This is a genomic window from Rhizobium sp. CNPSo 3670, from assembly GCF_057784555.1.
The window spans coordinates 109,795-133,878 of sequence record NZ_JBXSOL010000003.1 but is presented as its reverse complement, the minus strand read 5'-3'; the positions used below and the strand labels follow the sequence as shown (position 1 = coordinate 133,878).

General features: G+C 61.6%; 22 protein-coding genes and 2 pseudogenes. 14 read left to right on the top strand and 10 right to left on the bottom strand.

Annotated features, from left to right (window positions below; all coding sequences use genetic code 11):
• Nucleotides 1-8 precede the first annotated feature (8 nt).
• The 3 genes from AC13QO_RS03835 to AC13QO_RS03825 form a co-directional block, all read right to left on the bottom strand.
• On the bottom strand, nucleotides 9-2,213 hold the full coding sequence (locus tag AC13QO_RS03835; RefSeq protein ID WP_097598446.1) for an RNA degradosome polyphosphate kinase: 2,205 nt from the start codon (nucleotides 2,211-2,213) through the stop codon (nucleotides 9-11).
• A gap of 65 nt (nucleotides 2,214-2,278) precedes the next feature.
• Nucleotides 2,279-2,992: a DnaA regulatory inactivator HdaA gene (gene hdaA, locus AC13QO_RS03830; RefSeq protein ID WP_488539966.1), complete on the bottom strand. Its 714-nt coding sequence runs from the start codon at nucleotides 2,990-2,992 to the stop codon at nucleotides 2,279-2,281.
• Entirely contained in the window at nucleotides 2,985-4,109 is a 1,125-nt protein-coding gene (locus tag AC13QO_RS03825; protein ID WP_085780030.1) for an AI-2E family transporter, read from the bottom strand. The genes hdaA and AC13QO_RS03825 overlap by 8 nt, the downstream gene beginning before the upstream one ends.
• Before the next feature lie 247 nt (nucleotides 4,110-4,356).
• Here AC13QO_RS03825 and purM point away from each other — a divergent pair, with 247 nt between their 5' ends.
• The 3 genes and pseudogenes from purM to AC13QO_RS03810 all read left to right on the top strand — a co-directional run bounded on the left by purM (nucleotide 4,357) and on the right by AC13QO_RS03810 (nucleotide 7,566).
• On the top strand, nucleotides 4,357-5,430 hold the full coding sequence (gene purM / locus AC13QO_RS03820) for a phosphoribosylformylglycinamidine cyclo-ligase (protein WP_488539965.1): 1,074 nt from the start codon (nucleotides 4,357-4,359) through the stop codon (nucleotides 5,428-5,430).
• Entirely contained in the window at nucleotides 5,427-6,098 is a 672-nt protein-coding gene (purN, locus tag AC13QO_RS03815; protein WP_488539964.1) for a phosphoribosylglycinamide formyltransferase, read from the top strand. Before purM ends, purN begins: the two co-directional genes overlap by 4 nt.
• A gap of 317 nt (nucleotides 6,099-6,415) precedes the next feature.
• Nucleotides 6,416-7,566: pseudogene (locus AC13QO_RS03810) on the top strand (integrase core domain-containing protein).
• 115 nt (nucleotides 7,567-7,681) lie between these two features.
• On the opposite strand, the pseudogene AC13QO_RS03805 reads toward AC13QO_RS03810, so the two are convergent.
• The 3 genes and pseudogenes from AC13QO_RS03805 to AC13QO_RS03795 form a co-directional block, all read right to left on the bottom strand.
• Nucleotides 7,682-8,830 (bottom strand): annotated as a pseudogene (locus AC13QO_RS03805) (alpha-D-ribose 1-methylphosphonate 5-triphosphate diphosphatase).
• A gap of 148 nt (nucleotides 8,831-8,978) precedes the next feature.
• Entirely contained in the window at nucleotides 8,979-9,569 is a 591-nt protein-coding gene (locus AC13QO_RS03800) for an NUDIX domain-containing protein (RefSeq protein WP_488539963.1), read from the bottom strand.
• On the bottom strand, nucleotides 9,566-11,770 hold the full coding sequence (locus AC13QO_RS03795) for a molybdopterin-containing oxidoreductase family protein (protein WP_488539962.1): 2,205 nt from the start codon (nucleotides 11,768-11,770) through the stop codon (nucleotides 9,566-9,568). Before AC13QO_RS03795 ends, AC13QO_RS03800 begins: the two co-directional genes overlap by 4 nt.
• 16 nt (nucleotides 11,771-11,786) lie before the next feature.
• On the opposite strand from AC13QO_RS03795, the gene AC13QO_RS03790 reads away from it, so the two are divergent.
• Both AC13QO_RS03790 and AC13QO_RS03785 read left to right on the top strand, forming a co-directional pair.
• Nucleotides 11,787-12,656, top strand: coding sequence for a 23S rRNA (adenine(2030)-N(6))-methyltransferase RlmJ (locus tag AC13QO_RS03790; protein WP_488539961.1), 870 nt, complete (start codon nucleotides 11,787-11,789; stop codon nucleotides 12,654-12,656).
• Nucleotides 12,657-12,716: 60 nt separating this feature from the next.
• Complete coding sequence (locus AC13QO_RS03785) at nucleotides 12,717-13,313, top strand: glutathione S-transferase (RefSeq protein ID WP_221112315.1); 597 nt, start codon at nucleotides 12,717-12,719, stop codon at nucleotides 13,311-13,313.
• Between the two features lie 87 nt (nucleotides 13,314-13,400).
• On the opposite strand, the gene AC13QO_RS03780 is transcribed toward AC13QO_RS03785, so the two are convergent.
• Nucleotides 13,401-14,036 carry an outer membrane protein gene (locus AC13QO_RS03780; RefSeq protein ID WP_011424814.1) on the bottom strand — a complete coding sequence of 212 codons (636 nt, stop codon included), beginning with the start codon at nucleotides 14,034-14,036 and terminating at the stop codon, nucleotides 13,401-13,403.
• Between the two features lie 364 nt (nucleotides 14,037-14,400).
• Here AC13QO_RS03780 and AC13QO_RS03775 point away from each other — a divergent pair, with 364 nt between their 5' ends.
• The 5 genes from AC13QO_RS03775 (at nucleotide 14,401) to AC13QO_RS03755 (ending at nucleotide 18,887) form a co-directional block, all read left to right on the top strand.
• Nucleotides 14,401-15,168: an SDR family oxidoreductase gene (locus AC13QO_RS03775; RefSeq protein WP_488539960.1), complete on the top strand. Its 768-nt coding sequence runs from the start codon at nucleotides 14,401-14,403 to the stop codon at nucleotides 15,166-15,168.
• On the top strand, nucleotides 15,165-17,204 hold the full coding sequence (gene uvrC / locus AC13QO_RS03770; RefSeq protein ID WP_221127326.1) for an excinuclease ABC subunit UvrC: 2,040 nt from the start codon (nucleotides 15,165-15,167) through the stop codon (nucleotides 17,202-17,204). The genes AC13QO_RS03775 and uvrC overlap by 4 nt, the downstream gene beginning before the upstream one ends.
• A gap of 157 nt (nucleotides 17,205-17,361) precedes the next feature.
• Nucleotides 17,362-17,952 carry a CDP-diacylglycerol--glycerol-3-phosphate 3-phosphatidyltransferase gene (gene pgsA / locus AC13QO_RS03765; RefSeq protein WP_097598457.1) on the top strand — a complete coding sequence of 197 codons (591 nt, stop codon included), beginning with the start codon at nucleotides 17,362-17,364 and terminating at the stop codon, nucleotides 17,950-17,952.
• The gene (gene moaD / locus AC13QO_RS03760; RefSeq protein WP_064801643.1) at nucleotides 17,949-18,203 is read left to right on the top strand and encodes a molybdopterin converting factor subunit 1; all 255 of its coding nucleotides are present in this window, start codon (nucleotides 17,949-17,951) and stop codon (nucleotides 18,201-18,203) included. Before pgsA ends, moaD begins: the two co-directional genes overlap by 4 nt.
• Before the next feature lie 222 nt (nucleotides 18,204-18,425).
• Nucleotides 18,426-18,887 carry a molybdenum cofactor biosynthesis protein MoaE gene (locus tag AC13QO_RS03755; RefSeq protein ID WP_488539959.1) on the top strand — a complete coding sequence of 154 codons (462 nt, stop codon included), beginning with the start codon at nucleotides 18,426-18,428 and terminating at the stop codon, nucleotides 18,885-18,887.
• A 56-nt stretch (nucleotides 18,888-18,943) separates the two neighbouring features.
• On the opposite strand, the gene AC13QO_RS03750 is transcribed toward AC13QO_RS03755, so the two are convergent.
• Complete coding sequence (locus tag AC13QO_RS03750; protein WP_285192794.1) at nucleotides 18,944-19,840, bottom strand: branched-chain amino acid ABC transporter permease; 897 nt, start codon at nucleotides 19,838-19,840, stop codon at nucleotides 18,944-18,946.
• A 64-nt stretch (nucleotides 19,841-19,904) separates the two neighbouring features.
• Here AC13QO_RS03750 and AC13QO_RS03745 point away from each other — a divergent pair, with 64 nt between their 5' ends.
• On the top strand, nucleotides 19,905-20,450 hold the full coding sequence (locus AC13QO_RS03745; RefSeq protein ID WP_488539958.1) for a CGNR zinc finger domain-containing protein: 546 nt from the start codon (nucleotides 19,905-19,907) through the stop codon (nucleotides 20,448-20,450).
• The gene (locus AC13QO_RS03740) at nucleotides 20,447-20,950 is read left to right on the top strand and encodes a hypothetical protein (protein ID WP_221138577.1); all 504 of its coding nucleotides are present in this window, start codon (nucleotides 20,447-20,449) and stop codon (nucleotides 20,948-20,950) included. Before AC13QO_RS03745 ends, AC13QO_RS03740 begins: the two co-directional genes overlap by 4 nt.
• Nucleotides 20,951-21,019: 69 nt before the next feature.
• Here AC13QO_RS03740 and ndk read toward each other — a convergent pair whose 3' ends face one another.
• Nucleotides 21,020-21,442: a nucleoside-diphosphate kinase gene (gene ndk / locus AC13QO_RS03735; protein ID WP_488539957.1), complete on the bottom strand. Its 423-nt coding sequence runs from the start codon at nucleotides 21,440-21,442 to the stop codon at nucleotides 21,020-21,022.
• An 81-nt stretch (nucleotides 21,443-21,523) separates the two neighbouring features.
• The gene (locus AC13QO_RS03730; protein WP_488539956.1) at nucleotides 21,524-22,213 is read right to left on the bottom strand and encodes a glutathione S-transferase family protein; all 690 of its coding nucleotides are present in this window, start codon (nucleotides 22,211-22,213) and stop codon (nucleotides 21,524-21,526) included.
• A gap of 138 nt (nucleotides 22,214-22,351) precedes the next feature.
• Here AC13QO_RS03730 and AC13QO_RS03725 point away from each other — a divergent pair, with 138 nt between their 5' ends.
• Nucleotides 22,352-22,861 carry a DinB family protein gene (locus AC13QO_RS03725; protein WP_488539955.1) on the top strand — a complete coding sequence of 170 codons (510 nt, stop codon included), beginning with the start codon at nucleotides 22,352-22,354 and terminating at the stop codon, nucleotides 22,859-22,861.
• Between the two features lie 143 nt (nucleotides 22,862-23,004).
• On the top strand, nucleotides 23,005-24,054 hold the full coding sequence (locus AC13QO_RS03720) for a GGDEF domain-containing protein (protein ID WP_488539954.1): 1,050 nt from the start codon (nucleotides 23,005-23,007) through the stop codon (nucleotides 24,052-24,054).
• Nucleotides 24,055-24,084: the final 30 nt, after the last annotated feature.

The window sequence follows — 24,084 nt, the reverse complement described above, 5'->3', positions numbered from 1 at the left end:
GTCCAGTTTTACTTGTTGTTGCGGCCTTCGAGCAGGCCGGCGATCAGTTTCGGCGCGCTTGATTTCAGAGCTTCACCACGGCCTGACAGGCTCGGATTGGTCATGAAATACTGCTGCGCATTGAACGGCTCCTCGCCCCTGCGCACTTCCATGCGCCGCGACGTACCGTCGGGCAATATCTCGTAGCTTTGTTGATTGTCAATCACGTTGCCGAGCATAATCTGTGACAAGACCTGCTCATGAACAGTCGGATTCGTCAGCGGAACCATGGTCTCGACGCGGCGGTCGAGATTTCTCGGCATCATGTCGGCCGAGCCGATGTAGACCAGCGCCTTGTCGGACGGCAGGCCATGGCCGTTGCCGAAGCAGAAGATGCGGCTATGCTCGAGGAAGCGGCCGATGATCGACTTGACGCGGATCTTCTCCGAGAGACCGGGCACTTGGGGACGCAGGCAGCAGATGCCGCGCACGACGAGATCGATCTCGACGCCCGCGTGGCTGGCGCGATAGAGCGCATCGATGATGTCGGGGTCGACGAGCGCGTTCATCTTCATCCAGATCGCCGCCGGCCTGCCGTTCCTGGCGTGTTGAATCTCTTCATCGATGTGACGCAGGATGCGCGGGCGCAAGGCATTGGGAGAGACGGCGATCTGCATTCCTTCTTCAGGTTCGCCGTAGCCGGTGATGAAGTTGAAGATGTTCGCCATGTCGTGGGCGATGACGGAATTGCAGGTGAAATAGGAGAGATCCGTATAGATCTTGGCGGTGATCGGGTGGTAGTTACCGGTTCCCAAGTGACAGTAGGTTCTGAGCTTGCCTTCCTCGCGGCGGACGATCATAGACATCTTGGCGTGGGTCTTGAGCTCGATGAAACCGAAAACGACCTGCACGCCGGCGCGTTCGAGATCGCGTGCCCAGCGGATATTCGCCTCTTCGTCGAAGCGGGCCTTGAGCTCCACCAGCGCTGTCACCGACTTGCCGGCTTCAGCGGCATCGACCAGAGCGCGGACGATCGGGCTGTCGTTCGAGGTGCGGTAAAGCGTCTGCTTTATCGCCAGAACGTCAGGATCGCGCGCAGCCTGGAGAAGGAACTGGACCACCACATCGAAGGATTCATAGGGGTGATGGACGACCATGTCCTTCTCGCGGATGGCGGCGAAGCAGTCGCCGGCATGTTCGCGGACGCGCTCGGGAAATCGCGCATTGTAGGGCTGAAACCTGAGATCGTCGCGCGGCGCCTTGGTGATCTCCGACAGAGTGTTCAGCGCCAGGAGCCCCGGCAGAACGGCGACGCGATTGTCAGGGATGCTGAGCGCCTGCACGACGAACTGGCGCAGCGAGGCCGGCATTTCCGAATCGGTCTCGATGCGGATGACCTTGCCGCGACGGCGTCGCTTCAGTGCGGTTTCGAAAAAGCGCACGAGATCCTCGGCCTCTTCCTCGACTTCGATATCACTGTCGCGGATGACGCGGAACGTACCGGAACCCTGCACCTCGTAACCGGGGTAGAGCCTGTGGATGAAGACGTTGGCGACATCTTCCAGCGTGATGTAGCGGATCGTGTTCCCATCATCGGGCAGCCGGACGAAGCGGTCGAGCGCCACCGGCAGGCGCAGCAGTGCCGTCATCGGCTCGCGGCCATTCTTGCTGACGAGCTGCAGCCCGATCGAAAAACCGAGATTGGGAATGAAGGGGAACGGATGAGCCGGATCGATGGACAGCGGCGTCAGCACCGGGAAGATCGCCTGTTCGAATTCGGCGGCAAGCCACTGGCGGTCTGCATCACTCAGGGCGCCCGGGCGCACGATCAGAATGTCTTCCTTGGCGAGATACTGCTGCAGCACGGCGAGCGAGGCCTGCTGCTCCATTTGCAGATGGTCGATCTCCTGCAGAATCGAATCCAGCTGTTCGGCCGGTGTCTTGCCGTCGGGGCTGCGGATGGCGATGTTCTGGCGCACCTGGCCCTCGAGGCCGGCGACACGCACCATGAAGAACTCGTCGAGGTTGGCTGCCGAAATCGACAGGAAGCGGACGCGCTCGAGCAGCGGATGCTCGGTATTCAGCGTCTCTTCCAGGACGCGCCGGTTGAACTGCAGCCAGGAGAATTCGCGATTGATGAAGCGCTCGGGGCTCGCCAGCAGTTCTTCCAGCGGGGGGACATTGTCGTTGGTTTCCGGAGTGAGTTCCTGATGTTCTGCGACTGCGCTGTCCATGGTCCGCTTACCCCGTTTTCAATCGCGACGGCAATTATATCAGTTTCACGACGGATCTGTGACAGTCAATCGGCCGGTTCCGAATTTCCCAATTCATTCAATACTTCGGCAGCAAGAGACCGGGTGATTTTCGTGCCCCGCGACAGCGCCAGCCGGTCGAGCCTTTCGACGATCATCTGGGCCGCGTTCAGCGACCGCTCCATCCGGTTGACGATATAGAGCACGAGTTTGTCATCTATATAAAGCTGCCGGTCGGCGAAGAGCTTGACGATCACCTGCGACAACAGGGCTTCATCCGGCTCACCGATCTCGACGACGGTGGCCGCCTTGAGGCGAGAGCGCAGATCCGGCAGCAGGACCGGCCACGACATCGGCCAGAGACGGCTTGTCACCAGCAGGCTGGTGCCGTTTTCGCGCACGCTGTTGATGACGTGGAAGAGCGTGTTGTCGTCGAAGCCGAGACGATCGGCATCCTCGAACAAGACAGGGCCGTTCGCCGCGGTGACCGCGGCATTGGAGCCGGCCTTGGGGTGAATGATCTCCGCTCCGCTGTGTTCTTTCCAGATCCCGGCCAGGTGCGATTTTCCGGATCCTACCGGACCGGCGAGGACAACGACCGGCGACGGCCAGTTCGGCCATGCATCGACGATCGAAACGGCGGCGGCGAGACGCTCCGAGATCAAGAGATCGTCGCGGCCGGTTGCAACATCATGTGAAAAGGCCAAGGGAAGCTGCTCTCCGGCCTTGCGCTTCGGATCAGCGTTCTTCACGTCATTCATTGGGTACTGATTTCGTCTTCCGGGCGCGGCCGCCTGATGACCCGCCAAAATAAAGATCGCTCTGAAGGTAGCGTGAAAGCGCGAAGCGGACAAGAACGCCGACGGCCGCGGCGGCCGGCACGGCGACCAGAAGCCCGACGAATCCGAAGAGCGCGCCGAAGGCAAACAGCGCAAACATCAACCAGACCGGATGCAGGCCGACGCTGGAGCCGACGAGCTTCGGCTGCAGGATGTTGCCTTCGAGGAACTGGCCGCTGAAGAAGACGGCGAGCACCAGCCCGATCCAAGGATAATCCGGCCAGAACTGCACGAGTGCCACGCCCACAGCGAGAATGAGGCCGACTAGCGAGCCGACATAGGGAATGAAGCTGATCATGCCGGCGAAGAGGCCGATCAGCAGGCCGAAATTCAGCCCGACCAGGGAGAGGCCGGCGGCATAATAGACGCCAAGGATGAGGCAGAGCGAACCCTGGCCGCGAATGAAGCCGGCGATCGCCTGATCGACTTCCTTGGCAATCTGGCGGACATCGCCGACATAATCGCGCGGGATCCACTGGTCGACCTTGGCAACCATGCGGTCCCAATCGAGCAGGATATAGAAGGCGACGACGGGGGTGACGACGAGCAGCGATATGACGTCGACGATCGCTTTGCCGGAATTCCAGAGCTGCGCGAAAAGCCCCGTAAGGAAGCCCATGCCTTCGGAGAGGATGCCGGAGAGATTGTCCTTGATCGTGCCGGCCTGGCTCTTGACCCAGTCCGGCAGCAGCGAATTCTGCGTCTGGGTGACGAACTGCTGCAATTGGCTGATATAACCCGGCAACCGCTCGGCGAAATCATTGAACTGGCTGATGAGCACGGGAATGAGGATCATCAGCGCCAAAGCGAAGACGACAACAAAGGCAATGAGGATGACGATGGTCGCCATCATACGGCTCAGGCCGAGCCGCTGCAGCCTGTCCGCCACCGGATCCAGGAAATAGGCAATCGCCATGCCGGCGACGAAGGGCAGCAGGATCGAGCTGAAGACATAGAGGAAGGCGATGAAGAAGACGAGCACGGCCAGCCAGAAGAATATCTGGCGCTTCAGACTATTGCCGCTGACATGCTGTGGCATCGCTTCCCCGCTGATCGCTCGCCGCCGCCCAAACGCCGCGCCCGATCCGGCGCGGCCATCAAGCACATAGGATGCAGGCGCAAAGATGGTCAAGCCTGTCACATCAAATCCCGGAAAGCCTCGGGGGAGACGCGGGAAATTGGGGGCTTTTGCCATGCGACGCTTGCATAAAGGCCCCTGTCATGCAATTGCGACCGGCAGATGACGCGGCGCGTCCGCCGCCCGGAAATAGCCATCGGAGACCAGCATGAGCCAGTCTGGAAAAAACGGCCTGACCTATAGCGATGCGGGCGTCGACATCGATGCCGGCAACCTCCTCGTCGAAAAGATCAAGCCGGCGGTGCGCTCGACGCGCCGCCCGGGCGCCGACGGCGAGATCGGCGGCTTCGGCGGGCTCTTCGATCTCAAGGCGGCGGGCTTCACCGACCCGGTTCTCGTCGCTGCCAATGACGGCGTCGGCACCAAACTGAAGATCGCGATCGACGCCGATTACCACGACACCGTCGGCATTGACCTCGTCGCCATGTGCGTCAACGATCTCGTGGTCCAGGGCGCCGAGCCGCTGTTCTTCCTTGATTACTTCGCGACCGGCAAGCTCGACCCCGACCAGGGTGCTGCAATCGTCGGCGGCATTGCGGCGGGCTGCCGCGAGGCGGGCTGCGCGCTGATCGGCGGCGAGACGGCCGAGATGCCCGGCATGTATTCCTCCGGCGATTACGATCTCGCCGGCTTTGCCGTCGGTGCTGCCGAACGCGGCAGGCTGCTGCCATCAGGCGATATCGCCGAGGGCGACGTGATCCTCGGACTTGCCTCCTCCGGCGTCCATTCCAACGGCTTCTCGCTGGTGCGCAAGATCGTCGAACTGTCCGGCCTCGACTGGGATGCGCCGGCGCCGTTCGCCGAAGGCAAGAAGCTCGGCGAAGCGCTGCTCGAACCGACCCGCATCTATGTGAAGCCGCTCCTGAAGGCGATCCGCGAGACGGGCGCGCTGAAGGCGCTCGCCCACATCACCGGCGGCGGCTTCCCGGAAAACATTCCGCGCGTGCTGCCGAAACATCTGGCCGCGGAGCTCGATCTTGGCGCCGTCAAGGTCCCGCCGGTCTTCTCGTGGCTCGCCAAATCCGGCGGCGTCGAGGCGAAAGAAATGCTGCGCACCTTCAATTGCGGCGTCGGCATGATCGTCGTCGTCGCCGAAGAGAATGCCGCCGCGGTATCGCAGGCGCTAGAAGCCGAAGGCGAGAGCGTCATCATGCTCGGCCGCATGATTGCCCGCGCCGAAGGCGCTGCCGGCACGGTCTACAAGGGTACGCTTGCCATATGAGCGCGCCGCGCAAACGCGTCGTCGTCCTCATCTCCGGCGGCGGCTCCAACATGATCGCGCTGGTCGCGGCGGCGAAAGCGGCCGACTATCCGGCCGAAATCGTCGGCGTGATATCCGACAAGGCGGATGCCGGCGGGCTGGCGAAGGCAGCGGCCGAGGGCATTGCCACCTTCGCCTTTCCTCGCAAGGACTATGCCAGCAAGGAGGCGCACGAGGCGGCGATCTTTTCTGCGCTCGACACGCTTTCGCCCGACATCCTGTGTCTCGCCGGATACATGCGGCTGCTGACGGCGACCTTCATCCAGCGGTATGAAGGCCGGATGCTCAACATCCACCCTTCCCTGCTGCCGCTGTTTCCGGGCCTGCATACCCATCAGCGCGCGATCGACGCCGGCATGCGCATCGCCGGCTGCACCGTGCATTTCGTCACCGAAGGCATGGACGAAGGGCCGACGATCGGCCAGGCGGCGGTGCCGATCCTTTCCGGCGATACGGCCGAAAGCCTGGCCGCGCGGGTGCTCACCGTCGAACACCAGATCTATCCGCAGGCGCTGCGGCTCTTTGCCGAAGGCCGTGTGGCGATGGACGGCGGCAAGGCGGTGGGCGCTGAGGTTTCGCTTGCCGTGCCGAAGGGGCAACTGATTTCTCTGATCGGCGACTGCGCATAAAAGGCATTTTCATGCCACACGGCTCAGACTGCTAACAAAGCTCGGCACGTCGCTATGCTCGGACTTGTCTTAGTCCTGCCATTTCGAAAGCTGCCCCTCGTCCGGCTGCCGCCACCTTCTCCCAGCTCGCGGGGCGAAGGGGATATGCAGCACCCTCTCCGGTCCCACTCGCTCTCGCAGGGCACGTCCCCTCGCCCCGTTTACGGGGAGAGGGTTAGGGGTGAGGGGCAACCATCGGTACAGCCCGGGCTGATACCTGACAGAATGAACCGGGTTGATGGTCGACAAGTCATAGTGTGTCGGAGGGAGGGCTTCCGATGCCGTTTGTGGAGACTTGTCGCATGGAAGAACGTGTTCGGATGCTGTCGGACTATGCTTTGGGGCACTGGAGTGTGAGAGATCTTTGCCGACGCTACGGTGTGAGCCGGGATACATTTTACGCCTGGCGCAAACGGCAGATGAGCGGAGCGCCGGATTGGTTTGTCGATCGGTCGCATGGCACGGTTTCGTGCCCGCATCGCACGCCGTCAGCCCTTGCCGATGAGGTGATTGCGCTACGCCGGCGGTTTCCGCATATGGGGCCGCGCAAGCTGCTGGCGCTGTTGCAGCGCCAGTCTGCGCAGACCGCTTGGCCGGCGGCCTCGACGATCGGCGACATCCTCAAACGGGCAGGCCTTGTGGACACTGCCAAGCGGCGACGCAGGGCACTGGACCAAAGCCGGCCGTTCACCGAGGCAACACAAGCCAATGACGAATGGAGCGTGGACTTTAAGGGCTGGTTCCGCACCCGCGACCAACAACGCATCGATCCACTGACGATCAGCGACAGCTATAGCCGTTTTCTGATCGATGTCCAAATTGCTCCACAGACCATCGACGGCGTGCGGCCTGTCTTCGAACGAGCCTTTCGCACCCATGGGCTACCGTTTGCGATCCGCTGCGACAATGGTTCGCCTTTCGGCAGCCATGGGGCCGGCGGCCTGACCCGATTATCGACTTGGTGGCGATGCCGGCGAGATGAAGTGCGCCTCGATGCCGAGCTTGATCCCCCCAGGAGAACGGCAGGCACGAGCGCATGCATCGTACTCTCAAGGCCCAGACATCCAAGCCACCGGCCGATAATGCCGGCCAACAGCAGGCCCGTTTCGATGCCTTTCGCCGGCACTACAATGAGGAGCGCCCGCATGAAGCGCTGGGTCAACGACCACCGGCCGATCTCTATCGACCCTGCCAGCCGCGTGTGATGCCCGAGCGTCTCGACGATCCCTGGTATGATGCCGATCATCAAGTGCGTCGCGTGCGAGACAACGGTGAGATCAAATGGAAGGGAGGCCGACTCTTTGTCAGCGAAGCCCTTGCCGGCGAACTCGTCGGCCTGAGCGAGCTCGAAAACGGTGACCACGTCGTGCGCTTCTGCAACCGCGACATAGGCCTCATCGGCCCGGACGGACGCTTTCGTCCGGCTTAAAGCATTTTCCCAAAACTGCGGTTCGTGCCGATTGAACGACCGGGTTGATGATCGACATTTTGGACCGGGATGATACCTGACAGTTTTCATTCTGTCGTATGTGCTGCTTTAGGCCTCATCGGCCCGGGCGGTCGCGGCGGAGCGAAGCGGCCAGCGTCTGCAACGGGTGCAGCGTGCCGTCGCTGTAGACGAAGTGGCCGGCGCGGAAGGTGGCGCGGATGCGGTTGATGTCGCCCGGCTCCACAACGACCAGATCGGCGCGTTGGCCGAGGGCGATTTCGCCACGGTCGAAGAGACCGGCGGAGCGGGCGGCATTGCCGGTTGCCAGCGCGACGGCTGCCGGCAGGCCGCCTTCCACTGTGTCGGCAAGCTTGAAGATGCCGGGCACGAAGGCGGCAGGATGATAATCGGCGGCGATGATGCTGAGCAGCCCCGGTCCTTGCAGCGTCGAGGGCGCTGAGATTGCCTGACATCGACTGGCCGCGCAGGGCGTTCGGCGCGCCCATCAGCGTCCAGAGGCCGCGGCGGCGTGCTTCCTCGGCCGCAGGAGCGGTGACCGGAAACTCGCTGATGGTGACGCCGAGGTGATGCATCTCGGCGACCTTCTCGACACTGTCATCGTCATGCGAGGCCAGCGACAGCTTGTGCTTCAGCGACAGCGCGACGATTTCCTTCAGCTTCCGGCGGCCATTTCCTCGGAAATTGCGCGGCGCTCGGAAATGCTGAGGATGTAGCTCTGCAGGTTGTTGTACTGGCCCTGGCCCGGCGTGTGGTCGGTCAGCGACACCATGTCGATCTGATCGGCATTCAGCAGGCGCTCGAGTGCGGGAGCGGCGCCGACATTGGTGATTTCGTAACGGGCATGAACTCGGTGGTCGATCAGGAGGTCATCACGCAGCCGGTTGATGCCCTCGATCACCGCCGACGTCGTCTCAAGCGAGCGGACGTGGCCGTAAACGCTTTCCGTGGCGAAAGAGACCGCGGCAAAGGCTGTGGTCACACCGGCGGCGGCAAGCTTCTTGTCGAGTTCGTGGATGCCGAAATCGATCGGCATGGTCGCGTTCGGCCGTGGCGCGATCTCGCGCTCGATCATGTCGCCATGCAGGTCAACGAAGCCCGGCATCAGCAGCCGCCCGCCGCCATCGATCGCAGCGCCGGCAACCGGCTCCGGCCGGATCTCGGCGATGGCGCCGTCCTCAACACGCACGGAACCTTTGCTCACCACCTCGCCCGGGAGAACGAGGGTGAAATTGCTGAGCCACATGGGCTTTCTCCTGACCGCATCCGATGATCGACAAACCGCAGCGGATAGAACCGCTTCGTGACAAACGTATGAATTTACGCGCGCCGGCAGTTTAATGCCTGAGCCCAACTTGGGTGATCGAACGATCCCCCCAAGACATCCCGACTCGCTATCTGATCCTATCCCGGTTCAACGCGGCCCATTGCAAAAGCATGATCGTCTTGGCGTCGAAAATCTCGCCGGTCTCGATCATCCCTGCAGCGTCGTCCAGCGGGATTTCCAGAACCTCGATATCCTCATGCTCCTCGTCCAGACCGCCGCCTTCGGCGACGCGATCGGCGGTGTCGATCAGGGCTGCGAAGAAGTGGACGACTTCGCTAATGGCGCCCGGCGACATGTAGCATTTAAAGAGGAAGCGCGCCTCGCGCAGGCGATAGCCGGTCTCCTCCATCGCCTCGCGGCGTATCGCCGTCTCGGGATGATCGTTATCGAGAAGGCCGGCCGGCACTTCGATAATCCAGGCGGGATCGCCGTTCAGATGCACGGCAAGACGGAACTGGCGGACAAGGACGACCAGATCGCGTTTCGGATCATAAAGCAGAATGCAGGCGGCCGGCGTGCGGTGGTAGACCTCCCGCTTCAACCGCTGGGTCGCGCCGTTACGGTCGATATAGTCGAGCAGATAGCTGCTCAACCGCGTCCACCCATTCGACAGTATTTCCTCGCCGACGATCTTCACCCGTGATTTCGGCTGCATCATGCTGCGTCCTTGCGAAGCCAGACCTTGTTGTCGTGTACCGCCGCTCCGCCATAAGGCGCGACCGGATCGGCGCCCGTCAGGACGTTGATGCCCTCGCCGTCGACATGCGCCTTGTTCGGCCAGAGACCCTCGGCAATCAGAACGCCCGGTTTCACCTCCGTGGTGATACGGGCGTGGATGCGGAGATCGCCGCGGCTGTTGCCGATGCGGACGAGATCGCCGTGGGCGACACCGTTGGCTTCGGCATCGACAGGATTGATCATCACCTCGGGACGGCCCTCTTTCTGACGAGACGTCTTGGTCTCCGAAAAGCTCGAATTCAGAAAGTTGCGCGCCGGCGACGTGGCAAGACGGAAGGGATGCTCTGGATCGGCAACTTCGATGACATCGACCTGATCGGGGAAGGCCGGAAGATCGGCATGCGGCCCGAGCGCGCCGATGGCGGCCGGCGGCTTGTTCGGTGCGGGCTGGTTGATCCAGTCGGGGCGGAAATGGAACTTGCCGTCGGCATGAGCAAAGCCGTTCAGGAAATGGGCGTCCTCGAAAGCCGGCTGGCGATCGAACCATTTGTGTTCGAGGAAATGATCGTAATCCGGCAGGTCGCTCGATCGGAGGATGCGGTCGATCATCTCGCGGGCGGTAAAGCCGAAGCCGGGACGATCGGCGACGCCGAGGCGTTTTGCCAGTTCCTCGATGACGAAGAGATTGGTGCGCACGGTCGGCGGCGGCTCGACCAGCTTCGGTCCGAGCAGGATGTGGTTCTGGCCGCCGGCGCGGTAGATATCGTCGTGCTCAACGAACATGGTCGCAGGAATGACGATATCGGCGATGTCGGCCGTTTCGGTCATGAACTGCTCGTGGACGGCGACGAAGAGATCGTCGCGGGCAAAGCCGCGCCTCACGAGACGCTGCTCGGGAGCGATGTTGGCGGGATTGGTGTTCTGGATCAGCATCGCCGTCACCGGACCACGATGGCGCAGCGCCACCGGATCTCCGGTCAGCACCCGGCCGATCTGCGACTGGTCGAGCATGCGGATATCGCCGTCCTTCATCGACCGGCCGGTCAGTTCCGCATTATTCATGCGGAAGATATCGCTGTTCGAATGGAAGGCGCCGCCGCCCTCATATTGCCAGGAGCCGAGAACGGTGGCGACCGACGCGGCCGCATGCATGGCGACCGCGCCGTTGCGCTGGCGGGTGAAACCGTAGCCCAAGCGGAAGAAGGTCTTCTTCGTCGTGCCGACGAGGCGGGCAAAGGCTTCGATCTCCTCGACCGACAGACCGGTGATCGCAGCGGCCCATTGCGGCGTCTTCGTCCTCAGATGCGCTTCGAGACCCTGGGGATCGTCGGCATATCTCGCCATGTAGTCACGATCGGCATAGCCATCCCGGAAGGCGATGTGCATGGTGGCGCAGGCGAGCGCAGCATCGGTGCCAGGCTTGACGATCAACGCCATGTCGGCCTGCTTCATCGTCGGATTGTCATAAATGTCGATGACAACAATCTTGGCGCCACGCTCTTTGCGTGATTTGACGGCGTGGGTCATGACGTTGACCTGGGTCGAGACCGCATTGGTGCCCCAGATGACGACGCAATCGGTGCGGCCCATCTCGCGCGGGTCAGGCCCACGGAGCGTGCCGGTTGCCATGGTAAAGCCGGTCCAGGCCGGATTGGTGCAGATCGACGAGAAGAAGCCGGAATAGCGCTTGGCGTGGCGGAGGCGATCGATCGAATCGCGCTGCACCCACCCCATGGTGCCGGCATAAAAATAGGGCCAGATGGCCTCGCTGCCGTCCCTTGCCTCGGCCTTCATGAAGGCTTCGGCGATTTCGTCAAGCGCATCGTCCCAGGAAATCTGTTGCCACTGCCCTGCCCCCTTGGCGCCAGTGCGGCGCAGGGGATGCAGCAGCCGGTCGGGATGATAGAGCCGCTCGGCATAACGGGCGACCTTGGCGCAGATGACGCCCGAGGTGTAGGAATGGTCGCCGGCGCCGCGCACTCTGCCGATGCGGCCGTCCTCCGATATCTCAACTTCGAGCGCGCAGGTGGAGGGACAGTCGTGCGGACAGGCCGTGTGGCCGATCTTGCTGTCCAGCTTCGGGGATTTGGCGTCGATAGGGGTCGCAATGTTCATGGCATTTGTATATGCCAAGGCCTGCATGGCCAAAAGCCAGAAAAACTCCCCATGACGTGAATTCATACGGACATCAGCGAAAATGAACTACCGCCACATCTACCACGCGGGCAATTTTGCCGATGTGCTGAAACATGCCGTGCTGGCGCGGCTGATCCGTTACATGCAGAAGAAGGAGGGCGCCTTCCGCGTGCTCGACACGCATGCCGGCATCGGCCTCTACGATCTCTCTTCCGAGGAAGCGCAGAAAACCGGCGAGTGGCAGGCTGGCATCGGCAAACTGATGGAGGCCGAACTCGGGCCTCAGGTTTCCGATCTGCTGGAGCCCTACCTCTCGGCAATCCGCGAACTCAATCCCGAGGGGGGCATCCGCTTCTATCCCGGATCGCCGAAACTTGCGCGCATGCTGTTCCGGCCGCAGGACCGGCTGTCGGCGATGGAGCTGCATCCCGAGGATTACGCCCGCCTGCACCGGCTGTTCGAGGGCGATCACCACGTCCGCATCACCGAACTCGACGGCTGGCTGGCGCTCGGCGCGCATCTGCCGCCGAAGGAAAAGCGCGGCATCGTGCTCGTCGACCCGCCCTTCGAGGAAGAGGACGAGTATGAACGCCTGGCCAAGGGACTCGAAAAGGCCTATCGCCGCTTTCCCGGCGGTACCTACTGCCTTTGGTACCCGTTAAAGAAGGGCGCGCCGATCAAGGAATTCCACGAGGCTCTGCAGGCACTCGACATCCCGAAGATGCTTTGCGCCGAACTCACCGTGCGCAGCGACCGCGGCATGACCGGACTGACCGGCTCCGGCCTCGTCATCGTCAATCCGCCATTCACACTAAAGGATGAGTTGCACCAGATGCTTCCGGCGTTGAAGGACCATCTTGCCCAGGACCGCTTCGCCTCCCACCGCGCCTTCTGGCTGCGCGGCGAAAACAAGACGATCAAGAGCGATTGACCGGGCAAGCTGCTTCGGGAATAGTCCGTCCCACCGCCCCATAGTCTCACCAGGTGTTCCATGAAGCTCCTCTGCTCACCGGCCTCGCCCTATTCCAGCAAGGTGCGGATGGCTGCACATTTTCTGGGAATCGAGTTGAACGCCATCCGGGTCGATACCAATACCGGGCCGGCGATCCTGGTGGACAACAATCCACTCGGGAAAATTCCGACGCTTCTGACGGAGGAAGGCGCTTCGATCTTCGACAGCGTGGCGATCATGCATTATTTCGACCGGCTGACGAATGGTGGCCTCTACCCGTCCAAAGACGGCAAACGCACGGATGCGGAAGTGCTTGAGGCGCTCTGCGACGGTATCTGCGACTGCCTGCTTACCATCGTCTACGAGCGCCGCTTCCGTGACGAGGAGAAGGTTCACCAGCCCTGGATCGACAGGCAATGGAAGAAGGTGACGGCCGGGCTTGCTCATCTCAGCGCCAAGCCGCCGAAACTCGGCAAGAAGCTCAATGGCGGACATTTCGCCCTGGCCGCCACGCTCGACTATCTCGACCTACGCTTCAAGGACCAGTGGGAAGCCGATCACGCGACGCTGGTCGACTGGCTGGCGCAGTTCGAAAAGAAATTCCCTGCTCATCGCGAGCTCAAAGCCAGCGCCTGATCCGGAGCTGAAACGGAGCACCGGACAGCAGACAGCAAAAAGCCGGGCGATGAGCCCGGCTTCTGCATATTGGGATGTTCAATCGGCTTAGAACTTCACGCCGATACCGAGCTTGACGCTGTTCTCGTCGTAACCGCGCGAGAAGCTGCCGGAGTCGAGGTCGTAGTCCTTGCTCTGGTAGTCGGTGTAGCGATATTCCAAGCGCGTCGTGATGTTATTTGTCACGAAGGCTTCGACACCGGCGCCGACCGTGTAACCGTAGTTCGTCTTGCTTTCGTCCGAGGTGCCGTCGGAAACCTTGACGTTGCCGAGGGCAAGACCAGCCGTACCGTAAAGCAGGAAGGGATTCATGTCGTAGCCGACGCGGCCGCGGACGGAGCCGTTCCAACCATACTTGTTCTTGACGCCGCCCGAGGAGACGTCATCGCCGCTGTAGCCGAGATCCGATTCAACGCCGTAAACGATCTGGCCTGCTTGCCAGTTGTAACCGGTGAAGACCTGGCCGCCGAAACCATAGGTGTGGCGGTCGGAACCGAAATCACCCATGTTGTAGGTGCCGGCGCCGCCGAGATAGAAGCCTTCCCAGTTGCCGGCCGGCTTGACCGGGGCGTCCTGGGCAACCGGTGCTTCCGGAACCTGGTCGACGGCATCAGCCGCCTGAGCTGCCGAAACGCCCGCGATTGCAAAAGCAGAGGCCATGAGGCCAGCAATGAGTACACGCATACTTTTCTCCTTTCAGTCCCGCGCCGCTTTCATCTGTCTATCAGCGAAGCATTGGCGGGGAAATTGCCAGATGTCCCTTCCGGATCGAGACTGAAATTGGAACTGAAATGCGGATTTGAAAGAGCCAAATTGTGATATCATTGTGGCTGCCGCATGGCGGAAATTCGATGTTGCTTGAGAGCAACATAGGATTCATTAACCCTACCGAATGGTTAAACTTAAAATACTTATTTTAAGAAACAACATTATTAAATAATACATAGAATATCCCGGCCATGGATGCAACTGTGGCCGCCTATTTATATAATCTCCGCCCGCCCTTATATAGGTTGCACACAGACTCGCGGGATCAGAAGGCAAGATTTTGAACCACAGAAGACTTCGCTCAGCCCTGATAACAGGGGCGGCCAAGAGAATAGGCAGGGCAATCGCTGAAGACCTTGCTGCAAATGGCTTTTCCGTCGCGATCCACGCCAACAGCTCCCTCGGCGAAGCCGAAGAGCTGGCGGCGGAATTGCGGCGAAAGGGACAAAGAGCGGTCGCGTTGCAGGCCGATCTTACCGATATCGGCGAAACGGCTGAACTGGTCGCGAAGGCGTCGGAAGCGCTCGGGCCGCTCGATCTGCTCGTCAACAATGCGTCGGTTTTCCAGCATGATTCCGCGCGCAGTTTTAACACCGCCACATGGGCGCTGCACTTCGATCTGCACGTGCGTGCGCCCTCGATCCTCGCGGCGACCTTCGCGCAGCAGCTGTCTGCCGAGGCGGCGGGACTCATTGTCAACATTATCGACCAGCGCGTCTGGGCACTGAGACCGAGCTTCTATTCCTACACGCTCTCCAAGTCCGCGCTGTGGACGGCGACGCAGACGCTTGCCCAGGCTTTGGCGCCCCGCATCCGCGTTAATGCGATCGGCCCCGGGCCATCAATGCCGAGCGAGCGGCAGTCGTTGGAGGACTTCCAAGCGCAGGTCTCAGCCCTTATCCTGCAGCGAGGGCCGGCACTGGAGGAATTCGGACAAACGATTCGTTTCCTCTACGACACGCCCTCGATCACCGGCCAGATGATTGCGCTCGACGGCGGCCAGCACCTTGCCTGGCAGACGCCCGATGTGGCGGAGATTAAGGAATGAACGGACGAAAGCTGCCGGATGGCGGCGTTCTCTACGATGATACGGATGAGAGCGAAGACGAAATCGAGGTGGAAGGCGACGTTTCCGCCTCGCCTCTTGCGGCAGCTGTCGACTGGAACGCCGGCAGCCTCAACGAAACCGGGCTCATCGGCGCCGAACTGATCGGCGAATTCGTCAAGCGCCTGCCGAACAGCCCCGGCGTCTACCGCATGTTCAATGCCGAGGGCGACGTGCTCTATGTCGGCAAGGCGCGCAGCCTGAAGAAGCGCGTCGGCAATTACGCCGTCGGCCGTGTGCATTCCAACCGCATCGCCCAGATGGTGCGCCAGACGGCGAACATGGAATTCGTGACGACGCGCACGGAAACCGAAGCGCTACTCCTGGAAGCGAATCTGATCAAGCGCTTGCGGCCGCGCTTTAACGTGCTGCTGCGCGACGACAAGTCGTTTCCCTATATCCTCATCACCGGGGATCACCGGGCGCCGGCGATTTTCAAGCATCGCGGCGCCAGGGCGCGGAAAGGCGATTATTTCGGGCCTTTCGCTTCGGCCGGCGCGGTCGGGCGCACGATCAATTCGCTGCAGCGCGCCTTCCTGATCCGCACCTGCACCGACAGTGTCTTCGAAACGCGCACGCGACCCTGCCTGCTTTACCAGATCAAGCGCTGTTCCGGGCCCTGCACGCACGAGGTTAGCGACGAGGGGTATGCCGAGCTGGTGCAGGAGGCGAAAGATTTCCTGTCCGGCAAGAGCCAGAAGGTGAAGTCGCATATGGCGGAAGCCATGAACCAGGCGGCCCAGGACCTCGATTTCGAACGGGCGGCGATCTATCGCGACCGCCTTGCGGCACTTTCCCATGTCCAAAGCCACCAGGGCATCAACCCGGCCGGTGTCGAGGAGGCTGACGTTTTCGCAATCCACCACGAAGGCGGCGTCTCCTGCATCCAGGTGTTCTTCTTCCGCACCGGGCAGAACTGGGGCAACCGCGCCTATTTTCCGAAGGCCGACCCGCAACTATCCAGCGCCGAAGTTCTGAATGCCTTTCTCGCGCAATTCTACGACGACAAGCCGGTGCCGAAACAGATCATGCTGTCGGAAACGGTCGAGGAATTGGAGCTGCTCGCCGCAGCACTCAGCGAAAAGGCCGGCCACAAGGTTTCCATCCTCGTGCCGCAGCGCGGCGAGAAGCGCGATCTCGTCGAGCATGTGGTCGGTAATGCGCGCGAAGCGCATGGGCGAAAGCTTGCTGAGACGGCGTCGCAGTCGCGGCTGCTCGAAGGATTCAAGGAAACCTTCGGGCTCGCCTATGCGCCGCAGCGCATCGAGATCTACGACAACTCGCATATCATGGGCACTAACGCCGTCGGCGGCATGGTGGTGGCGGGGCCGGAAGGCTTCGTGAAGAACCAATACCGCAAGTTCAACATCAAATCGACCGATATCACCCCCGGCGACGACTTCGGAATGATGAAGGAAGTGATGACCCGGCGGTTCTCGCGGCTGATCAAGGAGGAAGGCATTCCCGACCGGACGGCGCAGACAGCAGCTGCCGACGCTGCCGACATGCCCTTCCCCGCCTGGCCGGACGTGATCCTCATCGACGGCGGTCAGGGGCAGATGACGGCGGTGCGGGCCATCCTGGCCGAGCTCGGCATCACCGACAGCGTGACGGCGATCGGCGTCGCCAAGGGTGTCGACCGCGACGCCGGACGCGAGCGCTTCTTTGCGCCGGGACGCGAGAGTTTCACATTGCCGCCGCGCGATCCTGTGCTCTATTTCATCCAGCGCATGCGCGACGAGGCGCACCGGTTCGCGATCGGCTCGCACCGGGTGCGGCGCAAGAAGGAGATGGTCAAGAACCCACTCGACGAGATCGGCGGTATCGGCCCGTCGCGCAAGCGCGCGCTGCTCCAGCACTTCGGCACGGCGAAGGCGGTTTCCCGCGCCGCCCTTTCCGACCTGATGGCGGTGGAAGGTATCTCGGAAGCCGTGGCAAAGCAGGTCTATAACCATTTCCACGACGACGCCGCGAAATAAGCGGCGGCCGTCGCAAATTCCACGCAATGGCGGCGAAAAGACAGAAAGAATGTTGACGGTTCCTGGCCAAAGCCGTCATCTACATCGACCGAAAATCGAAAACGGTTTTCGTAAAGACGCGGCGCTGCAGCGGCGCATCAATTCAGAGAAACGATCCATGGCATCGCGTGCGTACAGCCTTCCCAACCTTTTGACTTACGGCCGCATCCTCGCCGTGCCACTGATCGTTCTCTGCTTCTTCGTCGAGGGCAGGCTGTCGATCAGCAATACGGCGCGCTGGGTGGCGCTGTGGATCTTCGTCATCGCCTCGATCACCGATTTTCTCGACGGCTATCTCGCACGCATCTGGAACCAGACCTCGAATATCGGCCGGATGCTCGATCCGATCGCCGACAAGCTGCTGGTCGCCTCGATCCTTCTCCTGGTCGCGGCCGACCAGACCATCGCGGGCTGGTCGATCTGGGCGGCAATCATCATTCTCTGCCGTGAGATCCTGGTTTCCGGCCTGCGTGAATATCTGGCGGCGCTGAAGGTCAGCGTGCCGGTGACACGGATCGCAAAGTGGAAGACGACGCTGCAGCTCGTCGCCATCGCCTTCCTGCTCGCGGGACCTGCCGGCGACGAGATTTTCCCCTATACGACGCAGACGGGCATTGCGCTCTTGTGGATCGCAGCACTGCTGACCATCTATACCGGCTACGACTATTTCCGTGCCGGGCTGAAACATATCGTGGATGACGAGGAATGACGCGGCTTGTCTATTTCGCCTGGGTGCGTGAGCGCATTGGCAAGGGCGAGGAGGAGATCGACCTCCCCTCCTCCGTCGTCACCGTGGCCGATCTTCTGAATCATTTGAAGACGCTGGGCGAGGAATATGAAGCCGCACTTCAATATCCCGAGGTGATCCGCGTGGCGCTCGACATGGAGCATGTCGAGCATGACGAGCCGATAGGTGCGCCCCGTGAGATCGGGATTTTTCCGCCGATGACGGGGGGATGAGACGGTGACGGTGGTGCCGTGTCGCTACCCCCCTCTACCCTGCCGGGCATCTCCCCCACCAGGAGGGAAATTGGCTGGGCGCACGGGCTTCCTCAAACAATTGGCGTTTCGGCCTGGCGAAGCGGTAAATGGTCAGGAAGAGCGTGCCACTTGTGATCTCCCCACACGGCACAGCCTTTCCGCATTCTTCATAGCGGCTTCAAAGCAGCGGAGGATTTCGCTGTGACCATCACCCCCACGATCCGCGTCCAGCGCGAAGACTTCGACCTGCAGGCCGAAGTCGATCTCCTCTCGAAAGGCAAAGCCGACATCGGCGCCGTCGTTACCTTCTCCGGCCTCTGCCGCGATGAAGGCGGGAGGCTGGCGGCGCTTGAACTCGAGCATTATCCCGGCATGGCCGAAGCCGAGATGACCCGCATCGGCGAACTCGCCATCACCCGTTTCGGGCTGCTCGGGCTGACCGTCATCCACCGCTACGGCAAGATCGCTCCTGGCGAGAACATCGTGCTCGTCGTTGCAGCCGCCCCGCACCGGCAGGCCGCCTTTGACGGCGCCAATCTCGTCATGGATTTCCTCAAGACCGCAGCCCCCTTCTGGAAGAAGGAGCACGGCAAGGACGGCGCCAGGGGCGACTGGGTCGCGGCGAAAGACGCCGACGACGCGGCGCGCGACAAGTGGAAATGATCAGAGCATGATGCCGAAAAGTGTGCGCGGTTTTCGGCTAACATCATGCGTCATTTCTAAAGCACCACACGCTCCCTGCGGCTCATAACCAGAAGCAGGACGAGCAGCGAGAAGACCACCAGATCCCGCCAGACGAATGCGCCATAGGCGCCCCACAAGGTTTCGACAACGGCAAGCCCGGCAGCGCCGCCAGCCGAACGCAGCGGATCGGAATAGCCGCCGACGGCTGCGATCAGCAGCACCTTGAGCCCGAACATCAGTCCCGCGCCGAAATCCATCGAACCGTAGTAGAAGGTGGCGAGAATGCCGCAGAGGGTGGCGACGAGAGCAGCTGCCGCATAGGCGACAAGGAAGACACGGCTGGCGCTGGTACCGCAGAGCTCGGCGGCCAGCGGATCATCGGTGACGGCTCGCCAGAGGCGACCCCAGGCCGTGCGCCTGAGGATCAGCGCACCGAACGCGACGATGGCTGACATCAGCGCCGTGTCGATCAGCTGGATATAGGTGAGAGTCACTTTGAACGGACCATCACTCCAGAAGACAACAACCTGGTTCAGGAACGGCGGCAGCCAGATCGCTCTTGTATCGGCGGCAAGGCGGGCGGTTTCCATCAGCACGATCATGATGCCGAGCGCGGCAACGATCACGGTATTCGGCGATTTGCTGGCCAGCGGCAGCATGATCGAGCGGCCGATCCAGATGCCCGCGGCCAGTGAATAGCCAAGCGCAGCGCAGGCGCCGATGGCAAGGGCGGCCGGCAGCACCAGCCAGAACCTGACATAGGCGAGTTCGGTAAAAAGCAGCAGGATCTGGCCTGAGAAGGCGAAGATCGCCCCATAGGTGATATCGGCCCGCTTGGTCACGCCGAAGGCAACCGCATAACCGAAGGCGAGCGCGGCATAGAGGGCGGCAAGCGGCACCGCATTCGCCAGTTGTTGCAGAAGATAGGCCATTCCGAAGACTCCGCGTCGGCAAATTATAACTGGTAAAACCTATTTCACCAGTTATAATTTCCTCATGAGCTTTTCCTGGACCCCTCACCGTTTTGCCGGCGGCGCACTGGCGCTCGATGTCGCCAACAGCGTCGTTCTGCGCGACGACCCAAAGCGGCGGGTCGACCGCTTCGCGAGCCGCGAGCAGATGCGCAACTTCCCGCGCGCCGCCGCCGAATTCTGCGCCGAACGGGCCTTGTTCGGTGAGATCGCGCCGGTGGCGCCGCATGACGAAGTCGACTTTATCGCGCTGCGCGAGGCGATCGACCGCTATTTCCGCAAGCGTATACTGGATGGCGGCGACGACCAATTGCTGGCCGAATTGCTGGAGGCGCTAGCGAAGATCTTGCGCCAGGCAAGCCCGGCAAGCTTGGCGGCGGCGACCGCCCATTCGGTGCTCAGGCTGATTGCCATGCCGGATACCGAGCGCATGAAGATCTGCGGCAATTGCGGCTGGCTGTTCATCGACCGCAGCAAGAACAAGAGCCGCGCCTGGTGCGACATGGCGATCTGCGGCAACCGCGCCAAGGCGAACCGTCACTATCGCCGTAAGAAGGAGGAGACGCCATGAGAAAACGTCTAATCGTAACAGCGGCGGCAACAAGCCTTCTGCTGTCCGCCTGCCAGCGCCAGGCCGAAAATCTCGTCGAAGTCACCGGCCATCTTTTTGTCTTCAATTATCGCGTCGCGAGCGCCACCTATCTGCTGACGCTGAAGAAGACAGGTCCTATCCCCGACGGTTCGGTCATCATCGCCGAATTCGAGAACCCGCAAGGCGGCGACCCGCTGGTGCTGAACCAGAAAATCTACCCGATCGACGACAAGATCGCGCTGCAGAGCGAAAACCTGCACTGCGTGCGCAAGGACCGCCCCTATTCGGTGAATGTTCGGCTGGTCGACAAGGACGGCAAGGTGCTGCAGCAATTGAAGACGGAGTTCCGCTCCGACCTCGACCAGACGGTGCTGCCGAGCAAGCCGCTCGTCGTCGGCGCGCTTTACGACAAGAACCCGGAGGTCTTCAAGCCTGACGGCAGCGTCGATTTCTCGAACACCGACAAGTGCCCATCATAGAAAAAGCCGGGGCGAGGCCCGGCTTTCGAGTCAATTCAACGCATTGCGCAGCAATGCCGAAGCGCGACCTCAGCCGACGATTTCGGTGTCGGAGAACCAGTACTTGATTTCCTGGGCAGCCGTTTCCGGAGCGTCGGAGCCGTGAACGGAATTTTCGCCGATCGACAGGGCGTGAACCTTGCGGATCGTGCCTTCGGCAGCGTTTGCCGGGTTGGTCGCGCCCATGACTTCGCGGTTCTTGAGGATCGCGCCTTCGCCTTCCAGGACCTGAACGACGGTCGGGCCGGAGGTCATGCCTTCGACGAGTTCGCCGAAGAACGGACGGTCCTTGTGAACGGCGTAAAAGCCTTCAGCTTCGCGGCGGCTCATCCAGACGCGCTTGGAGGCGACGACGCGCAGGCCGGCATCTTCGAGCATCTTGGTGATGGCGCCCGTCAGGTTGCGCTTGGTTGCGTCAGGCTTGATCATCGAGAAGGTGCGTTCAATCGCCATAGTCAAATCCTCTGTTTTCTCGGGAAAAGTGGGCGGTCTTTACCCGCCCCAACGGCCGAAAACAAGAGGCTGGCGGCAATTTCACGCCGCTGTCACAGTCCTGCCGCGGCTTTCGTGGAGATCGAGGCAGCGTTCGAACCAGGCCATGACGGGATCGTCGGCGGCAAGCATGGTCAGTCCTGCGGACACCCGCAGCCATTGCAGCGCGCCAAAGACGATATAATCGGCAAAGAGCGGCGATTGCCCGCCGATGAAGGGCTGAAACTTCAGCATGTGACGGAGCGGCTCCAGCTTGGCGCCGAAGGCAGCCTTCTCCGGCTCGCTGTCGGCGGCAAAGACTTCCAGAGGCTTGCCGAGCCTGACCTCGCGGCTCTGACGAAAGTAGGCCTTGTCGCCTTCGTCGAGGATCGCGTGGATATCGAGAAGGGCGATCCGCATGATCGCCGGGTGGATGATCATCTGCGAATAGCCCTCAACCATGCGCGACAGCGCCTTGCCGCCCTCGCCATTGAACAGCGACGGCCGCTCCGGATATGCCTCTTCGAGATAGAGGGCGATAGCAAAACTGTCCGAGATCAGCCGGCCATCATCATCGAGCACGGGCAGGGTCGACGAGACGCCGCCGCCGATGTCGCGGATGCGGGCGTAAGTCGTCGGGATCTCCTCGAAATCGAGCCCCTTATGCGCGAGCGCCATCACTGCTTTCCAGCAATGGGGCGAAAAGAAGCGCCGTTCGTCAGCGCCGCAGAGGGAATAGAGGGCTCTAGTCATGACAATCCTTTCGAGGTCTGATCTGCCTCCATTCGACGACAGAAAGCGAACGCGATCAAATCAGGAAATTTCATGGCGCCATCACTCGGATTTCTCGGGAAAGCGGCTAGACTGCACCAACAACGCCAGGGGGACCATATGCTTAGACATTTCAGGATGCTCGCGGCCTATAACCGCTGGGCCAATGCCCAAGTCTATGCGGCTGCGGCCGAACTCAGCGAGGCGGAGTTCCGCAGCGACCGCGGCGCCTTCTTCGGCTCGCTGCATCGCACGCTCAATCACCTGCTCGTCGCCGACCGCATATGGATGAAGCGCTTCACCGGCATCGGCGAAGCGCCTGTGACCCTCGATGCCGTGCTTTTCGAAGAGCTGGACGCGCTTGCAGCCGCGCGCAAGGGGGAGGACGAGCGCATCATTGCCTGGACGGGTAGTCTCGATGAGGCGAGCCTCGCAGGCGACTTCACGTATGTCCCGGTGACGCAGCCGATCCAGATCACTCAGCCGCTGTCGAGCGCGCTCGCGCACCTCTTCAATCACCAGACGCATCACCGCGGCCAGTGCCACATGACGCTGACGGCGCTGGGCAAACCGAGCCTCGGGCTGGACCTTATCTATTTTCTGCGCAGCGAAGGCCGCGAGTGGCTGTGAGGCAACGGCTTCATCAAGACTGAATTAACCGCCTTCGCCGGTTCCCATCGCCAATCCGGCGCTTCCCTTCGCAAGTTCAGCTTCTTTTAAAAGCTTGAGAGCATAGCGGAAGTGACAAATGAGGCCGGGCGCGAGGGATCGTCATGCAGAATGCAAGCACAAACGCACTGGTGGCGCGCGAGGCTGTAGGCCCAGGGTCAATGACGGATATCCAAAAGATCGCGCATCACATGGCGCGGCTCAACGTTGCCGCGCTGCCGCGCAACTACGAACTCTTTCATGAGGCCATCATCGGCCACAATCCTGGTCTTGCGCAGGATATCGCCGCGCTCGGACCGCAGCCGCAACAGGCGATGCTCGACGAACTCGGACTGAAATACCGGCTTGTCGGCCATTGCGGACTGGCGGGCGAGACGTCGCGCAACGAGGCCAGCCTAACGCTGCGCGCGGTGGCGGAAAGGCTTGCCGAAGGATTGCGGCACAGAGACGCCTTTGCCCGCGCCTGCGGCATGATCCTGAGATCTGTCGGCGGTCATGAGGACCAGAGCCTTGCCGCCTTCATCGGCGAGGTCGATTACCTCTCCGCCTCGCTTGCAACTGTAATGTCGGCGGAGATGGAAATCAGCGCCAGACTGCAGGACGACATCAACAAGCTGGACACGCTGGAGCGCGGCATTTCGGCGATGCAATCGGCCACCGTCGCCGACAAGATCACCGGCCTTGCGAACCGCATCGCGCTGAACCGGCAGATTACCGAACTCTACGAACGTAAAGAGGGTGCCGCCGGCAGCGCGCTGATCATGGTCGATATCGACGATTTCACCGAGTTCAACGACAGATACGGCACTCAGGCAGGCAACAAGCTCTTGAAGAAGCTTGCCGCCCTGTTTCGGAAATCGGTGAAGAAGAACGACTTCGTCGCGCGCACAGAGGCCGACGAATTCGCCTTGCTGTTTGCCAATGTCGGCATGCAGGATGCGATTGCCATCGCCGAGCGCTTGCGCGCCTCGGTCGAAGAAAATCTCGTCTTCGCCACCTCAGACAAGGATGACAGCGGCAGGCTGACCATCTCGGTCGGCGTGGCGCTCAGCGCCGATGCGGCGACACCGGGACATCTCCAGGCCAACGCCCGGGTCGCGCTGCTTGCCGCGAAATCGAACCGCCGCCTGCCGGTGCAAGCTTTCGGCCGCTGAGGCGTATGAACGCTGTCGGTGCGGCGAGCA